We start from the raw sequence: 17,992 nt of genomic DNA, 5'->3' as shown, positions 1-17,992 counted from the left end.
TAAGCGTTTGCGCAAGCGTTTACGTCCGCGTTATGTTCCCCGGAACTTCCGACGCCGCCGTCGACAAGCCCCCGCCGTCGACCCGGGTCCAGTCCGCACACCGCTGTGAGGAGGCGCCATGCGCGCTGTCGTGGTCACCGAACCCGGTCGGTCCCTCGTGACCGACATGCCCGACCCCCGTCCCGGTCCCTCGGAGGTGGTCGTGCGCGTCTCCTCCTGCGGGCTGTGCGGCACCGACATGCACCTCCTCGGTGGCGAACTTCCGTCCGCCGGCTACCCGTTGGTCCCCGGACACGAACTGACCGGCGAGGTCGTCGAGGTGGGCGCCGAGGTGCGCACCCCCGTGGTGGGCGACCGGGTCGCCGTCAACCCCAACATGCCCTGCGGCGCCTGCCACTACTGCCGCATCGGCCGGGGCAACCTGTGCGAGGACTACCGGGCCGTCGGGGTCACCCAGGCAGGCGGCTTCGCCGAGCTGGTCGCCGTCCCGGCGTACTGCTGCCACGTGCTGCCCGAGGGGCTGTCCGAGGCGGCGGCCGGCCTGGTCGAGCCGCTCTCCTGCGCCGTCCACGGTTTCAACCGCCTCCCGCGCCGCCCCGGCGAGCACTACCTCGTCTACGGCGCCGGGACCATGGGGCTGATGATGGCGGCGCTGGTACGGCGTGCCGGGGCCGCCTCCGTCTCCGTCGTCGACCCCAACACCGAACGCCTCGCCTTCGCGGAGTCCTTCGGCGTCGACGCGGTCGCCACCGGAGCCGACGGGCTCGGCCGCCGCGAGGGCTTCGAGGTGGTGGTCGACGCCACCGGTGTGGTCGCCGCCATCGAGGACGGCCTCGGCCGGGTCCGCAGGGGCGGGACCTTCCTCCAGTTCGGCGTGGCCGACCCCGCCGCCCGGGCCTCCTTCTCGCCGTTCCGGGTCTACAACCAGGAGATCGACATCATCGGCTCGATGGCCGTCCACCACAGCTTCCAGCCCGCCGTGGACGTCCTCGCCGCCGGACTCGACCTGGACCCGCTGGTCAGCGACGTCCTCCCGCTGGAGGAGTTCGACGAGGCGGTGCGGCGTTTCCGGCAGGGCACCGGCCGCAAGATCCACCTCGCGCCGCGCCCGGACGACCCGCGCACCTCCGCCACCCGCCGCCTCGCGGGAGCGGGCGCATGAGCCCCCGCGTGAAGAACGCCCTCATCTGGGTGTTCGGCGCGCTCGGCGGCATCCTGTGGGGCTACGACACCGGCGTGATCTCCGGGGCCATGCTCTTCGTCCGCCAGGACATCCACCTCACCCCGCTGCTGGAGGGCATGGTCGTCTCCGGACTGCTGGTCGGCGCCATGGCCGGCGCGGGTCTGGCCGGACGCCTCTCCGACGCCTGGGGCCGCCGCCGGCTGATCCTCGCCGCCGCCGCCGTCTTCATCCTCGGCACCCTCGGCGCGGCCCTGGCCACCGGGGCGTGGTCGCTCGTGGCGTTCCGCGTGGTCATCGGCGTAGGGGTCGGCGTCGCCTCCGTCGTGGTGCCGCTCTACCTCAGCGAACTGGCACCCGTGCGGCTGCGCGGCGGGCTGACCTCGCTGATGCAACTCCTGGTCACCGTCGGCATCTTCCTGGCCTACGTCACCGACTACCTGCTCTCCGACGCCCACGCCTGGCGGTGGATGATCGGCCTGGGCATCGTCCCGGCGGCCGTCCTCGCGCTCGGCATCGTCACCCAGCCGGAGAGCCCGCGCTGGCTGGTGGACCGGGGCCGCAACAGCGACGCCCGCACCGTCCTGACCCGGCTGCGGGGCGACGCGGCGACGGCCGACGGCGAACTCGCCGACATCGAGGAGACCCTCGCCGCCGAGCGGGCCGCCAGCGAGCGGCTGAGCCTGCGCGACCTGCTCTCGCCCCGGCTGCGCCCGGTCCTCGTGGTGGGCCTGCTCCTGGTGTTCTTCCAGAACTTCGGCGGCATCAACACCATCATCTACTACGCCCCGACCCTGCTGACCAGCATCGGCTTCCACTCCGGCGGCGCGATCCTCGCCAACGTCGGCGTCGGACTGGTCAACATGCTGATGACGCTGCCCGCGATGCGGCTGATCGACCGCCGGGGCCGCCGCCCGCTGCTGCTGTGGGGCGCGCTGGGCATGTGCGCGGCGATGCTGCTGCTCGCCGCCGTCAACCTCACCGGCCTCGGCTACGGCGCGCTGCTCTCCACCCTCACCCTCTTCGGCCTGGCGCTCTACATCGCCTCCTTCGCCGTCTCCTGGGGCCCGGTGCAGTGGGTGATGCTGCCGGAGCTGTTCCCGATGCGGATCAGGGCGTCCGCGGTGGGGCTGTGCGTGGTGTTCAACTGGCTGTTCAACATGGTCGTGGCGCTGGTCTTCCCCTCGCTGCTGAGCGCCTGGGGCGCCGGCGTCAACTTCCTGATCTTCGCCGTCACCACCTTCCTCGCCTTCCTCTTCGTCCGGCGGCTCCTCCCCGAGACCAAGGGGCGGACTCTGGAGGAGATCGAACGCGACCTGCTGCAGGGCCGGCGCCCCCAGGGCGCTGCGGACGCCCCCGCCGCGACCACGGACCCGGCCCGCGTCCCCGCCGCGGCCCCCGGCCCCCCGCGGCCGGTGGTCCAGCGGCCGGTATCGTCGGCGTCGTCGGGCGGCCCCGCCCCCCGACGCGACCCCTCGCCCTGACGCGGCACCGCCGGTCCGGCGCGCCACCCGGCGGACCGGCCCCGGCGCCGCCCAAGGGCGCCGTCCGCGCGACCCCGGAGACCACCATGAGCAAGCCCCCCACCCGTCGCACCGTGCTGTGGGGGGCGGCGCTCGCCGGCGTCGCAGGTGCCGGGGTGACGGCCTGCGGCCCCGACGACTCCGACGGCGCCGCCCCCACCTCGCCTGTGGAGCTCGGCCCCGCCTCGGACGTCCCGGTGGGCGGTGCCACCCTCTACCGCGAGCACCGGCTGGTGGTCTCCCAGCCGACCGAGGGCGCCTACAAGTGCTTCACGGCGACCTGCACCCACGCCGGCTGCGTCCTGGACAAGGTGGAGAAGGAGGTCGGCTCCTGCCCCTGCCACGGCAGCCGCTTCGACGTCGCCACCGGCAAGGTCGTGCACGGACCCGCCGAGAAGCCGCTCACCGAGGTACCGGTCAGGGCCAGGGGCGGCAAGATCATCGCGGGCTGAGACGCCGCACGCGGTGAGCGGCCGGCCCCGCCCCGCGGCCCGGTGCCGGCGGCCGGCGCGGCCCGCCACGGCGACGGGCCCCCGCTGAGGGCGCCGCGCCGCGCCGCCCGGCACTCCGCAGGCGGGCCGCGGCAGGCCCGGGGCACCGCGCCGGGCGGTGGTGGGGCGCCGGGCCGGGGGCCGGACGCTGTCGGTGCAGCCCAGTAGGGTTGGTCACATGGCCGACCCCAGCAGCTACCGCCCGAAACCGGGAGAGGTCCCCGACTCACCGGGGGTGTACCGCTTCCGGGACGAGCACCGTCGTGTCATCTACGTCGGCAAGGCCAAGAGCCTGCGCCAGCGCCTGGCGAACTACTTCCAGGACCTGGCCCACCTCCACCCCCGCACCCGCACGATGGTCACCACCGCCGCCTCGGTGGAGTGGACGGTGGTCAGCACCGAGGTCGAGGCGCTCCAGCTGGAGTACAGCTGGATCAAGGAGTACGACCCGCGGTTCAACGTCAAGTACCGCGACGACAAGAGCTACCCCTACCTCGCGGTCACGCTGAACGAGCAGTACCCCCGCGTCCAGGTCATGCGGGGCGCCAAGAAGAAGGGCGTGCGCTACTTCGGCCCCTACAGCCACGCCTGGGCCATCCGCGAGACCGTCGACCTGCTGCTGCGGGTCTTCCCCGTGCGCACCTGCTCCGCCGGCGTCTTCAAGCGCTCCCGCCAGATCGACCGGCCCTGCCTGCTCGGCTACATCGGCAAGTGCTCGGCACCCTGCGTCGGCCGGGTCAGCGAGGAGGAGCACCGCGAACTCGCCGAGGAGTTCTGCGACTTCATGGCGGGCCGCACCGGCGCCTACGTCAAGCGCCTGGAGCGCCGGATGAGCGAGGCCGCCGAGGAGATGGAGTACGAGCGCGCCGCCCGCCTGCGCGACGACATAGGGGCGCTGCGGCGCGCCATGGAGAAGAGCGCCGTGGTGCTCGCCGACGCCACCGACGCCGACCTCATCGCCGTCGCCGAGGACGAGCTGGAGGCCGCGGTCCAGATCTTCCACGTCCGCGGCGGCCGGGTCCGCGGCCAGCGCGGCTGGGTGACGGACAAGGTCGAGGCGGTCGAGACGCACGACCTGGTCGAGCACGCCCTCCAGCAGCTCTACGGCGAGGAGCAGGGCGACGCCGTCCCCAAGGAGGTCCTCGTCCCGGTGCTCCCCGAGCCGCCGGAGGCCGTCGGTGAGTGGCTGGCGCACCGCCGCGGCACGCACGTCTCCCTGCGCGTCCCGCAGCGCGGCGACAAGAAGGACCTCATGGCGACGGTCCAGCGCAACGCCCAGCAGGCGCTCGCCCTGCACAAGACCAAGCGGGCCTCCGACCTCACCACCCGCTCCCGCGCCCTGGAGGAGATCGCCGAGGCCCTCGGGCTGGACTCCGTGCCGCTGCGCATCGAGTGCTTCGACATCTCCCACCTCCAGGGCGACGATGTCGTGGCCTCCATGGTGGTCTTCGAGGACGGCCTGGCCCGCAAGGGCGAGTACCGCCGCTTCCAGATCAAGTCCTTCGCCGGCCAGGACGACGTCCGCTCCATGCACGAGGTCGTCTCCCGCCGCTTCCGCCGCTACCTGCGCGAGAAGCAGCAGACCGGCGAGTGGGAGGAGGAGCACGGCGAGAGCCCGCAGAGCGCCGTGCTCAGAGCCGACGGCACCACCGTCCCGGAGCCCGCACCCGCCGCCGCGCGGAACACGGCGCCCGACCACGAGGACGGCCGGGAGGGGACCACCGGCCCCCTGGACGACGACGGCCGTCCCAAGCGCTTCGCCTACCCGCCCCAGCTCATCGTGGTCGACGGCGGCCGGCCCCAGGTCGCCGCCGCCCAGCGCGCCCTGGACGAACTCGGTGTGGACGACGTCGCCGTGTGCGGTCTGGCCAAGCGGCTGGAGGAGGTCTGGCTGCCCGACGACGAGGACCCGGTGGTCCTGCCCCGCAGCAGCGAGGGCCTCTACCTGCTGCAGCGCGTCCGTGACGAGGCCCACCGGTTCGCCATCTCCTACCAGCGCAACAAGCGGGGCAAGCGGCTGCGCTCCGGCCCGCTCGACTCGGTGCCCGGCCTCGGCGAGAGCCGCCGGCAGGCCCTGCTGAAGCACTTCGGCTCCCTCAAGCGGTTGCGGGCCGCGACGATCGAGGAGATCTGCGAGGTGCCCGGGGTGGGCCGCAAGACCGCCGAGACGCTGCTGGCAGCCCTCGCCGGGGCCGAGCCCGCAGGCCCCGCGGTCAACACCGCCACCGGCGAGATCATCGAGGACGAGGAGCGCCCCGCGCCCACCCCCGCGCCCACCCCGACGCCCGCCGAGGAGCCGGCCACGCCCCCGGCCGGCGCAGACCGAGACCAGGCCCCGGCCGCCCCCGAGCCCGGCCCCGAGGCTCCTGACGCCGCGGAGCCGGACACCACCACTGCGGACCGCCCCACGCCCGACACCGGCCCCCCGGCCGCCGCTGCGGCCCCGGAGGGCGGCCAGGACACCGTGGAGCCCAGCCCGGAGGGCCAAGCCGCGGAGCCGGACACCGGCGCTGTGGACCGCCCCACGCCCGACGCCGGCCCCCCGGCCGCCCCCGAGGCCCCGGAGGGCGGCCAGGACACCGTGGAGCCCCGCCCGGAGGACCACGCACCCAGGGACCACGAGCCGGGCGGGAAGGGCCCCCACCGGCACGACGGGGGACCGCACGAGCCGGAACCCCACCGGCCGGACGGCCCGGCACCACACGAACCCCGCGGCCGGGGATGACGCGGCCGGGTCCGTGTCGTTGTGCCGGAGGGGGCCTCCGGCCCCGCGGCCGGCCCGGCACCGCCGGGCGCCGGCACGACGCACCCGGCACACAGCACGACAAGCGGACGACACACGGTGACGGTCCCCAGCGGGCCGGGCAGACACGGAAGCAGACGGTGGAGCGGTGAGTACGGGTACGACGACACGCGAGGCCGGCCAGAGCACACAGGCCACCCCCGAGCTGGTCATCATCTCCGGCATGTCCGGCGCCGGGCGCAGCACGGCCGCCAAGTGCCTGGAGGACCTCGGCTGGTTCGTGGTGGACAACATCCCACCCGAACTCATCCCCCCGATGGTGGAGCTCGGGGCCCGCTCGCAGGGCAACGTGGCGCGCATCGCCGTGGTGGTGGACGTGCGGGGCCGGCGGTTCTTCGACAACCTCAAGGAGGCGCTGGCCACCCTCGACTCGCAGAAGGTCAAGCGGCGGGTGGTGTTCCTGGAGTCCTCCGACGAGGCGTTGGTGCGCCGCTTCGAGTCGGTGCGCCGCCCCCACCCGCTCCAGGGCGACGGGCGCATCGTCGACGGCATCGCCGCCGAGCGCGACCTGCTGCGCGAGCTGCGCGGCGACGCCGACCTGGTCATCGACACCTCCGGCCTCAACGTCCACGAACTGCGCGCCAAGATGGACGCCCAGTTCGCCGGCGAGGAGGTCCCCGAGCTGCGGGCCACCGTGATGTCCTTCGGCTTCAAGTACGGCCTGCCGGTCGACGCCGACCTCGTCGTGGACTGCCGCTTCATCCCCAACCCGCACTGGGTGCCGGAGCTGCGCCCCTACACCGGGCTGAACGAGGAGGTCTCGCAGTACGTCTTCAGCCAGCCCGGCGCCAAGGAGTTCCTGGACGGCTACACCGAGCTGCTGCGCATCGTCGCCGAGGGCTACCGGCGGGAGGGCAAGCGGTACGCGACCATCGCCGTGGGCTGCACCGGCGGCAAGCACCGCAGCGTCGCGATGTCGGAGAAGCTGGCCCGCAGACTCGTCGACGAGGGCGTGGAGACCGTCGTCGTCCACCGCGACATGGGGCGCGAGTGAACCGGCGCGCCCCGCGCCTGCGCCGCGTGCGCCGGCTGGTCCCCAGCGGCCGGACCAGCAGGGGCGCGACGCCGAAGGTGGTGGCGCTGGGCGGCGGCATGGGGCTGTCCGCCTCGCTGGCCGCGCTGCGCCGCATCACCCGGGACCTGACCGCCGTGGTCACGGTCGCCGACGACGGCGGCTCCAGCGGCCGGCTCCGCGACGAGCTCGGCGTGCTGCCCCCCGGCGACCTGCGCAAGGCCCTGGCCGCGCTCTGCGGCGACGACGACTGGGGCCAGACCTGGGCCCGCGTCATCCAGCACCGCTTCTCCAGCCAGGGCGAACTGCACGAACACGCGGTCGGGAACCTGCTGATCGTGGCCCTGTGGGAGCAGCTCGGCGACCACGTCCAGGCGCTCGACCTGGTGGGCAGGCTGCTGGGCGCCCACGGCCGGGTCCTGCCGATGTCCGCCGTCCCACTGGAGCTCCAGGCCCTGGTCAAGGGCCACCACGAGGGTCGTCCGGACGAGGTCTCCACCGTCCGCGGGCAGGCCACGGTGGCCCTCACCCGCGGCGAGGTCCAGTCCGTCCACGTCGTGCCGGTGAACCCGCCCGCCGTCCCCGAGGCGGTCGGCGCGGTACGGGACGCCGACTGGGTGGTACTCGGACCTGGCTCCTGGTTCTCCTCCGTGATCCCGCACCTCCTGGTGCCGGAGCTGCTCCAGGCGCTGGAGGAGACCCAGGCCCGCCGGGTGCTCTCGCTGAACCTGGCCCCGCAGCCCGGTGAGACGGATGGCTTCTCCCCGCAGCGTCATTTGGAGGTTTTGGCCCGACACGCCCCTAAACTCGCCTTCGACGTGGTGCTCGCCGACCAGGCCGCCGTGCCCGACGCCGAGAGCCTGATCGTGGCCGCCAAGGAACTCTTCGGCGCCGAGGTCGAGCTGGCGGCTGTCGCCGCCCGCCCCGAGACGGCGGTAACGGTCGCGGCCCGGCATGATCCGGAGCTGCTGGCCGCCGCGTACGACCGTATTTTTCGTATGCATGGAAGGATCGGCCCATGGCGATGACGCCAGCGGTGAAGGACGAAATCTCCCGGCTTCCCGTGACCCGCACCTGCTGCCGGAAATCGGAGGTCTCCTCCATCCTGCGGTTCGCGGGTGGGCTGCACCTCGTCAGCGGCCGCATCGTGATCGAGGCGGAGCTCGACACCGGCATCGCCGCCCGCCGCCTGCGCAAGGACATCCTGGAGATCTTCGGGCACTCCTCCGACCTCGTCGTGATGGCCCCCAGCGGCCTGCGCCGCGGCAGCCGCTACGTGGTGCGGGTCGTCGCCGGCGGTGACCAGCTCGCCCGCCAGACCGGCCTCGTCGACGGCCGGGGGCGCCCCATCCGCGGCCTGCCGCCCCAGGTGGTCTCGGGGGCCACCTGCGACGCCGAGGCGGCCTGGCGGGGCGCGTTCCTCGCCCACGGCTCGCTCACCGAGCCCGGGCGCTCCTCCTCGCTGGAGGTGACCTGCCCGGGCCCCGAGGCGGCGCTGGCCCTCGTCGGGGCGGCCCGGCGGCTCGGCATCGCGGCCAAGGCACGCGAGGTCAGGGGCGTCGACCGCGTCGTGGTCCGGGACGGTGACGCCATCGGCGCCCTGCTCACCCGGCTCGGCGCCCACGAGTCGGTGCTGGCCTGGGAGGAGCGCCGGATGCGCCGCGAGGTGCGGGCCACCGCCAACCGGCTGGCCAACTTCGACGACGCCAACCTGCGCCGCTCCGCGCGGGCGGCCGTCGCCGCCGGGGCCCGGGTGCAGCGCGCCCTGGAGATCCTGGGTGAGGAGGTGCCCGAGCACCTCGCCGCCGCCGGCCGGCTCCGCATGGAGCACAAGCAGGCCTCCCTGGAGGAGCTCGGCGCCCTCGCCGACCCGCCGCTGACCAAGGACGCGGTCGCCGGCCGCATCCGCCGCCTGCTGGCCATGGCCGACAAGCGCGCCCAGGACCTGGGCATCCCGGGCACCGAGTCGAATCTCACGGAGGAGATGGCCGAGGGCATGGTCGGCTGACAGCCGCCGCACCCAACCGCCCCCGCTCCCGCGCCGCCCCCGTCGCCCGCCAGGGCGCCGGGGGCGCGGCGTGCCGGAAACGCCCTGCTCCGGGCCGGTGGACAGGGCTCTGCCGCCCCTGCCGCCCGCCGGGCCGCCCGCGCCCACCCACCCGGTGGCCGCCCTCGCGGACGGGGAGGTGTACTCCCTCGGCGAACACCGCGTCGCGACCCCTCTCGTGAGCGGGCGTTGCAGCCCCCTGTCAATGTCACGTAGGTCTCGCAATGGGGGTAGGGTCGGAGACGGTCGGGGACATCCCAAACAGCTGGCCGGTGGTTTAGCAGCCGGCTTACCAACGAGGAGATCGGTTCGTGACGATCCGCGTAGGCATCAACGGATTCGGCCGCATTGGTCGCAACTACTTCCGCGCGCTCCTGGAGCAGGGCGCGGATATCCAGATCGTCGGTGTCAACGACCTGACCGACAACGCCACCCTGGTGCACCTGCTGAAGTACGACTCGATCCTGGGTCGCCTGAAGCAGCCCGTCAGCCACACCGACGACACCATCACGGTCGGCAACCAGACCTTCAAGACGATGGCCGAGCGGGACCCGGCGAACCTGCCGTGGGCCGAGCTGGGCGCCGACATCGTCGTCGAGTCGACCGGCATCTTCACCAAGAAGGCCGACGCCGAGAAGCACATCCAGGCCGGCGCCAAGAAGGTCCTGATCTCCGCGCCCGCCAAGGACGAGGACATCACCATCGTCATGGGCGTCAACCAGGACAAGTACGACCCGGCGCAGCACAACGTCATCTCCAACGCCTCCTGCACCACCAACTGCGTGGCGCCGATGGCGAAGGTCCTGGACGAGAACTTCGGCATCGTCAAGGGCATGATGACGACGGTGCACGCGTACACCAACGACCAGCGCATCCTTGACTTCCCGCACAAGGACCTGCGTCGCGCCCGTGCCGCCGCGGAGAACATCATCCCGACCACGACCGGTGCCGCCAAGGCCACCGCGCTGGTCCTCCCGCAGCTCAAGGGCAAGCTGGACGGCATCGCCATGCGCGTGCCCGTCCCCACCGGCTCCGTGACCGACCTGGTCATCGAGCTGGACCGCGAGGTCACCAAGGACGAGGTCAACGGCGCCTTCCAGAAGGAGGCCGAGGGCCAGCTCAAGGGCATCCTGGAGTACACCGAGGACCCGATCGTCTCCTCGGACATCGTGAACTGGCCGGCCTCCTGCACCTTCGACGCCTCCCTGACCATGGTCCAGGGCAAGAGCGTCAAGATCGTCGGTTGGTACGACAACGAGTGGGGCTACTCCAACCGCCTGGTGGACCTGACCACCTTCGTCGGCGGCCAGCTCTGATCCTCGCCGCAGACGGCACGGCGGCGCCGTGCCGGGCGAGAAAAGCAGCGATGTGAGGACGGGGCTCGTACCGTGCGCGACGTGGCGCCGGGCGAGCCCCGTCCCATGACCGGTTCCGCTCTGTGTCGCGGGGCCGTGCAGGATCACCCGACCAACGAAAGTCATCTGCCATGAAGACGATCGACGAACTGGCCCACGACGGCCTCGCCGGCAAGCGGGTCTTCGTCCGTGCCGACCTCAACGTCCCGCTGGACGGCACCACCATCACCGACGACGGCCGCATCCGCGCCGTCGCGCCGACCATCGCGCGCCTTGCCGAGCTCGGCGCGAAGGTCGTCGTCGCCAGCCACCTGGGCCGCCCCAAGGGCGCCCCGGACCCGGCCTTCTCCCTCGCGCCCGCTGCCAAGCGCCTCGGCGAGATCCTGGGCACGGACGTGGCATTCGCCACCGACACCGTCGGCGACTCCGCGAAGTCCGTCGTGGCGGGCCTGGCCGACGGCCGGATCGCCGTGATCGAGAACCTCCGGTTCAACCCCGGCGAGACCGCCAAGGACGACGCCGAGCGGGGCGCGTTCGCCGACCGGCTCGCCGAACTCGCCGACGTCTACGTCGGTGACGGCTTCGGCGCGGTGCACCGCAAGCACGCCTCGGTCTACGACCTGCCCGCGCGGCTGCCGCACGCCGCCGGCAACCTCATCGCCACCGAGGTCGGCGTCCTGAAGAAGCTCACCGAGGACGTCAAGCGCCCCTACGTCGTGGTCCTCGGCGGCGCCAAGGTCTCCGACAAGCTGGCCGTCATCGACCAGCTCCTCGGCAAGGCCGACCGCCTGCTGATCGGCGGCGGCATGGCCTACACCTTCCTCAAGGCCAAGGGCTACGAGGTCGGGATCTCCCTGCTCCAGGAGGACCAGATCCCGCAGGTCAAGGAGTACATGGAGCGCGCCGAGAAGAACGGCGTCGAGCTCGTGCTGCCCGTCGACGTGCTCGCCGCGAGCGACTTCCCGGACCTGAAGACCAAGGCCCCGGCCGACTACGTCACCGTCGACGCGGACGCGATCCCCGCCGACAAGGAGGGCCTGGACATCGGCCCGAAGACCCGGGAGCTGTTCGCCTCCAAGCTCTCCGACGCGGCGACGATCTTCTGGAACGGTCCGCTGGGCGTCTTCGAGCACCCCGACTACGCCGGCGGTACCCGCGCCATCGCCCGCGCCCTCCTCGACAGCGACGGCTTCTCGGTGGTGGGCGGCGGCGACTCCGCAGCCGCGGTGCGTACCCTCGGCTTCGACGAGAACGCTTTCGGCCACATCTCGACCGGTGGCGGCGCCAGCCTCGAGTACCTCGAGGGCAAGACGCTCCCCGGCCTCGCCGCTCTGGAGGACTGAGCACCCCGATGAACAACGCGACGGAACGCCAGCCGCTGATGGCGGGCAACTGGAAGATGAACCTCAACCACCTCGAGGCCATCGCACACGTCCAGAAGCTCGCCTTCGCGCTCGCCGACAAGGACTACGAGGCCGTCGAGGTCGCCGTCCTGCCGCCCTTCACCGACCTGCGCTCGGTGCAGACCCTGGTCGACGGCGACAAGCTCAAGATCAAGTACGGCGCCCAGGACGTCTCGGCACACGACTCCGGCGCCTACACCGGCGAGATCTCCGGACCGATGCTGGCCAAGCTCAAGTGCTCCTACGTGGCGGTCGGCCACAGCGAGCGCCGCCAGTACCACGGCGAGACCGACGAGCTGTGCAACGCCAAGGTCAAGGCCGCCTTCAAGCACGGCATCACCCCGATCCTCTGCGTCGGTGAGGGCCTGGACGTCCGCAAGGCCGGCAACCAGGTCTCCCACACCCTCGCCCAGCTCGACGGCGCCCTGAAGGACGTCCCCGCCGAGCAGGCCGAGACGATCGTCATCGCCTACGAGCCGGTGTGGGCCATCGGCACCGGCGAGGTCGCGACCCCGGAGGACGCCCAGGAGGTGTGCGGCGCGATCCGCGGGCGCCTGGCCGAGCTGTACAGCCAGGAGCTGGCCGAAAAGGTCCGCATCCAGTACGGCGGTTCGGTCAAGGCCGGCAACGTCGCAGCGATCATGGCGCAGCCGGACGTCGACGGCGCCCTGGTGGGCGGCGCGGCGCTGGACGCGGACGAGTTCGTCAAGATCGTCCGCTTCCGCGACCAGTAGTCCACACGTTCGCGGGACCGTGCGGCGCCGAGTGCGGCGCCGCACGGCGTCGGCTATGACGACGGGCCCCCACCGTCGTACTCTGTCGGGGCCGGAGGCGCGGATCAGCGCTCCCGGCCCCGCACCGCACCAGCCCACCCGCCCGACCAGGCGGGTTCCCGTCACCGAAGTCCCAGAGAGTTGGTCCAGCCGTGGTCATCGGGTTCTCGATCGCCCTCATCGTCTTCAGCATCCTGCTGATGATGCTGGTGCTCATGCACAAGGGAAAGGGCGGCGGCCTCTCCGACATGTTCGGCGGTGGCATGCAGTCCTCGGTCGGTGGTTCCTCGGTCGCCGAGCGCAACCTCGACCGCATCACCATCGTCATCGCGCTGCTCTGGTTCGCCTGCATCGTCGCGCTCGGCGTGCTGATGAAGCTGGACAGCTGAGGGCAGAACGCCTTCCACAGCAGAAAACCGCCCGCACCACGCCATCTGACGCCCCGTCGGAAACGCGACCTATCATGGTGGTCACGGTGATTCGTACGTCCACAGCGGTGTAACTCCGCCCACTGGACGGGCGTTGAGCCGTACGTAAACTACAAGCGCCTGGGGAATCCCGGCAGCGGAGCTGCAACGCGCTTCGCAGCACCATGACGCAGGGAGTTACAACCGTGGCAAGTGGCAACGCGATCCGAGGGAGTCGGGTCGGGGCGGGGCCCATGGGGGAAGCCGAGCGGGGCGAGTCCGCGCCGCGGCTGCGCATCTCCTTCTGGTGCTCCAACGGACACGAGACGCAGCCGAGTTTCGCCAGCGACGCACAGGTCCCCGACACCTGGGACTGCCCGCGCTGCGGGTTCCCGGCCGGTCAGGACCCGGACAACCCGCCGGACCCGCCCCGCACCGAGCCGTACAAGACCCACCTGGCGTACGTCCGTGAGCGCCGCAGCGACGCCGACGGCGAGGCCATCCTCGCCGAGGCGCTGGCCAAGCTGCGGGGCGAGATCTGAGGCCCGCGCGCGGGCGCCGCAGCCGCCCTCCGCATCCGTTGTGACCGGCCCGGCCCCGGGGCTCCCCGCGGCCGGGCCGAGCTGTGTCCGGGTCCCGCCGGCCGGGGTGCGCCGCCGTCCCTCCCGGCCCCACCGCGAGGGCGGCCCGCGGCGTGTCGTGCCGCCGCGGAGGAGTTCTCGGCGACGGTAGGGGAGGGGACCAGGGTATCCCGGGCGGCATTCGGGGCACTCGGCGCCCAGTCACCTCATAACGACCTCTGATCAATTAGGTTGGAAGTCGGCGGGGTTCGTATCCGGAAGAAGCAGAAAGCTGATGCGCGAGATGCCAGACAACAACGCGGAGAGCCGCACCAGGCTGGACCAGACGCCGGAGTGGGCGGCCCTGGCCAAGCACCGCGAGCAGATGGAGGGGGTGCACCTGCGGGACCTCTTCGACGGCGACGCCGACCGCGCGGAGCGCTACACCCTCCAGGTCGGTGACCTGTACCTGGACTACTCCAAGCACCTGGTCAACGACGAGACGCTGCGTCTGCTGCGCGACCTGGCGGCCGCCCGCGGGGTCGCCGAGCTGCGTGACGCCATGTTCCGGGGCGAGAAGATCAACGTCACCGAGGACCGCGCCGTGCTGCACACCGCACTGCGCTCGCAGGTCTCCCAGTCGATCGCGGTGGACGGGGAGGACGTCGTCCCCGAGGTCCACGCCGTACTGGCCAAGATGACGGTCTTCGCCGACCGCGTCCTGTCCGGGGAGTGGAAGGGTCACACCGGCCGCCGCATCAGGAACGTCGTCAACATCGGCATCGGCGGCTCCGACCTCGGCCCCGCCATGGCCTACGAGGCGCTGCGCGCCTACACCCACCGCGACATGGTGTTCCGCTTCGTCTCCAACGTCGACGGCGCCGACCTGCACGAGGCGGTCCGCGACCTCGACCCGGCCGAGACGCTCTTCGTCGTCGCCTCCAAGACCTTCACCACCATCGAGACCATCACCAACGCCACCTCCGCCAAGCGGTGGCTGCTGGAGGGTCTCGGCGCCGGTGAGGAGGCGGTGGCCAAGCACTTCGTCGCCCTCTCGACCAACACCGAGAAGGTCGCCGAGTTCGGCATCGACACCGAGAACATGTTCGTCTTCTGGGACTGGGTCGGCGGACGCTACTCCTACGACTCGGCCATCGGCCTGTCCCTGATGATCGCCATCGGCCCGGACCGGTTCAAGGAGATGCTCGCCGGCTTCCACCTGGTCGACGAGCACTTCCGGACCGCGCCGCCGGAGCAGAACGCGCCGCTCCTCCTCGGCCTGCTCGGCATCTGGTACGGCAACTTCCACGACGCCCAGTCGCACGCCGTCCTGCCCTACAGCCACTACCTGTCGAAGTTCACCGCCTACCTCCAGCAGCTCGACATGGAGTCCAACGGCAAGTCGGTGACGCGCGACGGCCAGAAGGTGCACTGGCAGACCGGTCCGGTGGTCTGGGGCACCCCCGGCACCAACGGGCAGCACGCCTACTACCAACTGATCCACCAGGGCACGAAGTTGATCCCGGCCGACCTCATCGGGTTCGCCCGCCCGGTCGGCGACCTGCGGCCCGACCTCGTCGCCCAGCACGACCTGCTGATGGCCAACCTCTTCGCACAGGGCCAGGCCCTCGCCTTCGGCAAGACGCCGGAGGAGGTGCGCGCCGAGGGGGTGCCGGAGGAGCTGGTCTCCCACAAGACCTTCCAGGGCGACCGCCCGACCACGACGATCCTGGCCGGGGAGCTGACCCCCTCGGTCCTCGGGCAGCTCGTGGCGCTCTACGAGCACAAGGTGTTCGTCCAGGGCGCGGTGTGGAACATCGACTCCTTCGACCAGTGGGGCGTCGAGCTGGGCAAGGTCCTCGCCAAGCGCGTCGAGCCGGCCCTCACCGAAGGCACCGACGTACCGGGCCTGGACCGGTCCACCTCGGCCCTGGTCGCCAAGTACCGGGCGCTGCGCGGGCGGTGACCTGCCTGCGGCCGTCCCGCCGTCCCGCCTGACCCGGGGCGGCGGGGCGGCGGCCCACTGCCCCGGCTGGGCCCGTCCGCCGGGCCCCCGGGCCGGGGACGGGCGGAGCCTGAAGGACGGCCGTCCCTCGAAAGCTTTCGGGCGGTGCCCTATGCTGCACGCCATGAGAGAAGACGGGGGGCCAGGGCGCGTCACACTCGCCCAGGTGGCCGAGGAGGCGGGGGTGTCGGTCTCGACCGTCTCCAAGGTGCTCAACGGACGGCAGGACGTCTCTCCTGCGACCCGCGTGAAGGTGGAGGAACTCCTCCAGAACCACGCCTACCAGCGCACGCAGCGCTCCTCGCAGGAGCCGGCACTGGTGGAGATCGTCTTCCACGAGCTGGAGAGCGTGTGGGCGATGGAGCTGATCCGCGGCGTCCAGAACGTCGCCAAGGCCAACCAGGTCAGCGTGGTGCTGACCGAGACCGGGACCCGGCACGCTCCGGGGCCCGACTGGATCAGCGGGGTGGTGCAGCGCCGTCCCCTGGGAGTGGTGCTGGTCTTCTCCTCCCTCCCGCCCGCGGTGAAGAAGCAACTGCGGGCCCGTTCCATCCCGTTCGTGGTGATCGACCCGGCGGGCGACTCCGAACCCGACGTGCCCTCGGTGGGCTCCGCCAACTGGTCCGGTGGCCTCGTCGCCACCCGCCACCTCATCGAACTGGGCCATCGCCGGATCGCCATCATCACCGGCCCGCGGGACATGCTCTGCTCGATGGCCCGGCTGGACGGTTACCGCTCGGCCATGAGCATGGCCGGCCTGGAGATCGACCCGGAGCTGATCGCCTTCGGTGACTTCCACGTCGAGAGCGGCAGGACGCAGGCCGGCCGGCTCCTCCAGGGTCCCGACCGGCCGACCGCGATCTTCGCCGGCAGCGACCTGCAGGCCCTCGGGGTCCTGGAGGCGGCGCGGCTGAGCGGGCTGAGGGTGCCCGAGGACCTCTCGGTCGTCGGCTACGACGACGTGCCGCCCGCCCGCTGGTCCAGCCCCGCCCTCACCACCGTCCACCAGCCGCTGCGGCAGATGGCCGAGGAGGCGGTGCAGATGCTGCTGCGCCTGCGGACGGGGGAGCGGACGGCTACGCGGCTGGAGCTGACGACCAATCTCGTGGTCCGCCGGAGCACCGCGGCGCTGGTGGAAGGCGCGGCCCGCCCCGCCGCCTCGGGGCTGGCCCGGCCCTGAGCCCGGACCGCACCCCGCCCCGGGGCCGGCGGCTGCAAGGCGGGCCTACGGTGCGGTGACCACGGCGGCGTTCCCCGGGGTGCCGGTGATCCTGCCGGGGCACATGTGGCGGGCCGCCAGGCCGTCGAGGATCTGCGGGACGGCGGCCACGGTGGTGCTGTAGCCGCCGTCGTGCATCAGGACGATGCCGCCGGCCCGGAGTGTGGCGTTGGCCTGGACGATCTGCGCGGTGCTGGCGCCGTTCCAGTCCTGGGAGTCCACGCTCCACAGCACCTCCGCCATGCCGAGCCGGGCCTCGTCGCTCTTGACCTGGCTGTTCGTCTCTCCGTAGGGGGGCCGGAAGAGGGTCGGTCGCTGCCCGGTGACCCGCTGGACCGCGTTCTGGGTGTCGACCATCTGCTGGTAGGCGGCGGGTTCGCCGATCTGCGGCAGGTGGGGGTGGGTGTAGGTGTGGTTGCCGATCCACATGCCCGCGGCCTGCTCCGAGCGCAGCAGGTCGGGGTACTGGTCGGCGTGCTGCCCCCAGATGAAGAAGGTCGCCTTGGCCTGCCCCGCCTGCAGGGCGCTGAGCAGTGCGGTGGTCGACGCCGGGTTGGGGCCGTCGTCGTAGGTGAGGCCGACGTAGCCGCCCGAGCAGTCCGTCCACCGCGCGGCGGTGGGGGAGGCGGACGTCGGGGCGGCACCTGCGGGCTGGCTGAGCAGCGCCGCCAGAGCGGCCAGGGCGGCGACGAGGGCCGTGCGGATCGGGGTGCGCAGGGAACGGGACACCGGACTTCCACCTCTTTCTCGGGGCGCGGAGCGTGGGCGGTGAAACATCCCGGAGTGTGCACCGGTTGTTTTCGCTCAGCAAGACGTGCGGCAGGGCGGGTTCTGCGCGGAATGCTGCCCGTTGGAGGCTCTGCTGAGGGCTCACCAGGGCGAACCGCTCGGGGTGGGGGAGCAGAAACTTTCCGTTTTCGGCGGCCGTCGATGCCGCTGTGCCTGTCCGTGAGAGGTGGCGAAAATTTCGTCATCGCATGTGTCGCCGCCCAGCACCGTGCCGGCGACTCAGTTCCTCAATGGGTGCATCACCGCAGTTCGCAGGCGGAAAAGGGGTGGTTCGGGCCGCTCGGGCTCGCGAAACAGTTGCGGTGAGGAGCGTTGACGCGACTTTTTGACATGTGCATACTCCGGTGCGATCGCTCGTCACTGTTCCACCCGCACCGTCCGATTCCCGTGGCGCCCGGCCGCACCCGCAGCACCCCCCGGTCGCC

Annotated in this window: 15 protein-coding genes; 14 read left to right on the top strand and 1 reads right to left on the bottom strand. The window is 72.1% G+C overall.

Annotation, left to right across the window (positions count from 1 at the left end):
* Positions 1-118 precede the first annotated feature (118 nt).
* From ACFV3R_RS13810 to ACFV3R_RS13745, 14 genes are all read left to right on the top strand, one after another.
* Positions 119-1,162: a zinc-dependent alcohol dehydrogenase family protein gene (locus ACFV3R_RS13810; protein ID WP_385580712.1), complete on the top strand. Its 1,044-nt coding sequence runs from the start codon at positions 119-121 to the stop codon at positions 1,160-1,162.
* Positions 1,159-2,664 carry a sugar porter family MFS transporter gene (locus ACFV3R_RS13805; protein WP_385580709.1) on the top strand — a complete coding sequence of 502 codons (1,506 nt, stop codon included), beginning with the start codon at positions 1,159-1,161 and terminating at the stop codon, positions 2,662-2,664. The genes ACFV3R_RS13810 and ACFV3R_RS13805 overlap by 4 nt, the downstream gene beginning before the upstream one ends.
* A gap of 86 nt (positions 2,665-2,750) precedes the next feature.
* On the top strand, positions 2,751-3,155 hold the full coding sequence (locus tag ACFV3R_RS13800) for a Rieske (2Fe-2S) protein (RefSeq protein WP_385580706.1): 405 nt from the start codon (positions 2,751-2,753) through the stop codon (positions 3,153-3,155).
* A gap of 217 nt (positions 3,156-3,372) precedes the next feature.
* Positions 3,373-5,919: an excinuclease ABC subunit UvrC gene (uvrC, locus tag ACFV3R_RS13795; RefSeq protein WP_385580703.1), complete on the top strand. Its 2,547-nt coding sequence runs from the start codon at positions 3,373-3,375 to the stop codon at positions 5,917-5,919.
* Positions 5,920-6,085: 166 nt separating this feature from the next.
* Positions 6,086-6,991 carry an RNase adapter RapZ gene (rapZ, locus tag ACFV3R_RS13790; protein WP_385580699.1) on the top strand — a complete coding sequence of 302 codons (906 nt, stop codon included), beginning with the start codon at positions 6,086-6,088 and terminating at the stop codon, positions 6,989-6,991.
* Positions 6,988-8,037 carry a uridine diphosphate-N-acetylglucosamine-binding protein YvcK gene (yvcK, locus tag ACFV3R_RS13785; RefSeq protein WP_385580697.1) on the top strand — a complete coding sequence of 350 codons (1,050 nt, stop codon included), beginning with the start codon at positions 6,988-6,990 and terminating at the stop codon, positions 8,035-8,037. Before rapZ ends, yvcK begins: the two co-directional genes overlap by 4 nt.
* A complete protein-coding gene (gene whiA / locus ACFV3R_RS13780; protein ID WP_385580694.1) occupies positions 8,028-9,017 on the top strand; it encodes a DNA-binding protein WhiA in 990 nt (329 codons plus the stop codon). Before yvcK ends, whiA begins: the two co-directional genes overlap by 10 nt.
* Before the next feature lie 350 nt (positions 9,018-9,367).
* Positions 9,368-10,372, top strand: a complete 1,005-nt coding sequence (gap, locus tag ACFV3R_RS13775) for a type I glyceraldehyde-3-phosphate dehydrogenase (protein ID WP_385580692.1) — start codon at positions 9,368-9,370, stop codon at positions 10,370-10,372.
* A gap of 170 nt (positions 10,373-10,542) precedes the next feature.
* Positions 10,543-11,754 carry a phosphoglycerate kinase gene (locus ACFV3R_RS13770; protein ID WP_385580690.1) on the top strand — a complete coding sequence of 404 codons (1,212 nt, stop codon included), beginning with the start codon at positions 10,543-10,545 and terminating at the stop codon, positions 11,752-11,754.
* A gap of 8 nt (positions 11,755-11,762) precedes the next feature.
* The gene (gene tpiA / locus ACFV3R_RS13765; RefSeq protein WP_385580687.1) at positions 11,763-12,548 is read left to right on the top strand and encodes a triose-phosphate isomerase; all 786 of its coding nucleotides are present in this window, start codon (positions 11,763-11,765) and stop codon (positions 12,546-12,548) included.
* Between the two features lie 191 nt (positions 12,549-12,739).
* The gene (gene secG, locus ACFV3R_RS13760) at positions 12,740-12,976 is read left to right on the top strand and encodes a preprotein translocase subunit SecG (protein WP_385580684.1); all 237 of its coding nucleotides are present in this window, start codon (positions 12,740-12,742) and stop codon (positions 12,974-12,976) included.
* Between the two features lie 224 nt (positions 12,977-13,200).
* Positions 13,201-13,536 (top strand): RNA polymerase-binding protein RbpA, encoded by a 336-nt coding sequence (locus ACFV3R_RS13755; protein ID WP_093836171.1) that lies wholly within the window; start codon positions 13,201-13,203, stop codon positions 13,534-13,536.
* Between the two features lie 322 nt (positions 13,537-13,858).
* Positions 13,859-15,520 (top strand): glucose-6-phosphate isomerase, encoded by a 1,662-nt coding sequence (pgi, locus tag ACFV3R_RS13750; protein ID WP_385581117.1) that lies wholly within the window; start codon positions 13,859-13,861, stop codon positions 15,518-15,520.
* A 151-nt stretch (positions 15,521-15,671) separates the two neighbouring features.
* Positions 15,672-16,739: a LacI family DNA-binding transcriptional regulator gene (locus ACFV3R_RS13745; protein ID WP_385580680.1), complete on the top strand. Its 1,068-nt coding sequence runs from the start codon at positions 15,672-15,674 to the stop codon at positions 16,737-16,739.
* A gap of 45 nt (positions 16,740-16,784) precedes the next feature.
* On the opposite strand, the gene ACFV3R_RS13740 is transcribed toward ACFV3R_RS13745, so the two are convergent.
* Complete coding sequence (locus tag ACFV3R_RS13740; protein ID WP_385580677.1) at positions 16,785-17,507, bottom strand: polysaccharide deacetylase family protein; 723 nt, start codon at positions 17,505-17,507, stop codon at positions 16,785-16,787.
* Between the last annotated feature and the right edge of the window lie 485 nt (positions 17,508-17,992).

The organism is Streptomyces sp. NPDC059740 (genome assembly GCF_042733155.1).
GTDB lineage: Bacteria > Actinomycetota > Actinomycetes > Streptomycetales > Streptomycetaceae > Streptomyces.
This window is presented reverse-complemented; position numbering and strand designations above follow the sequence as displayed.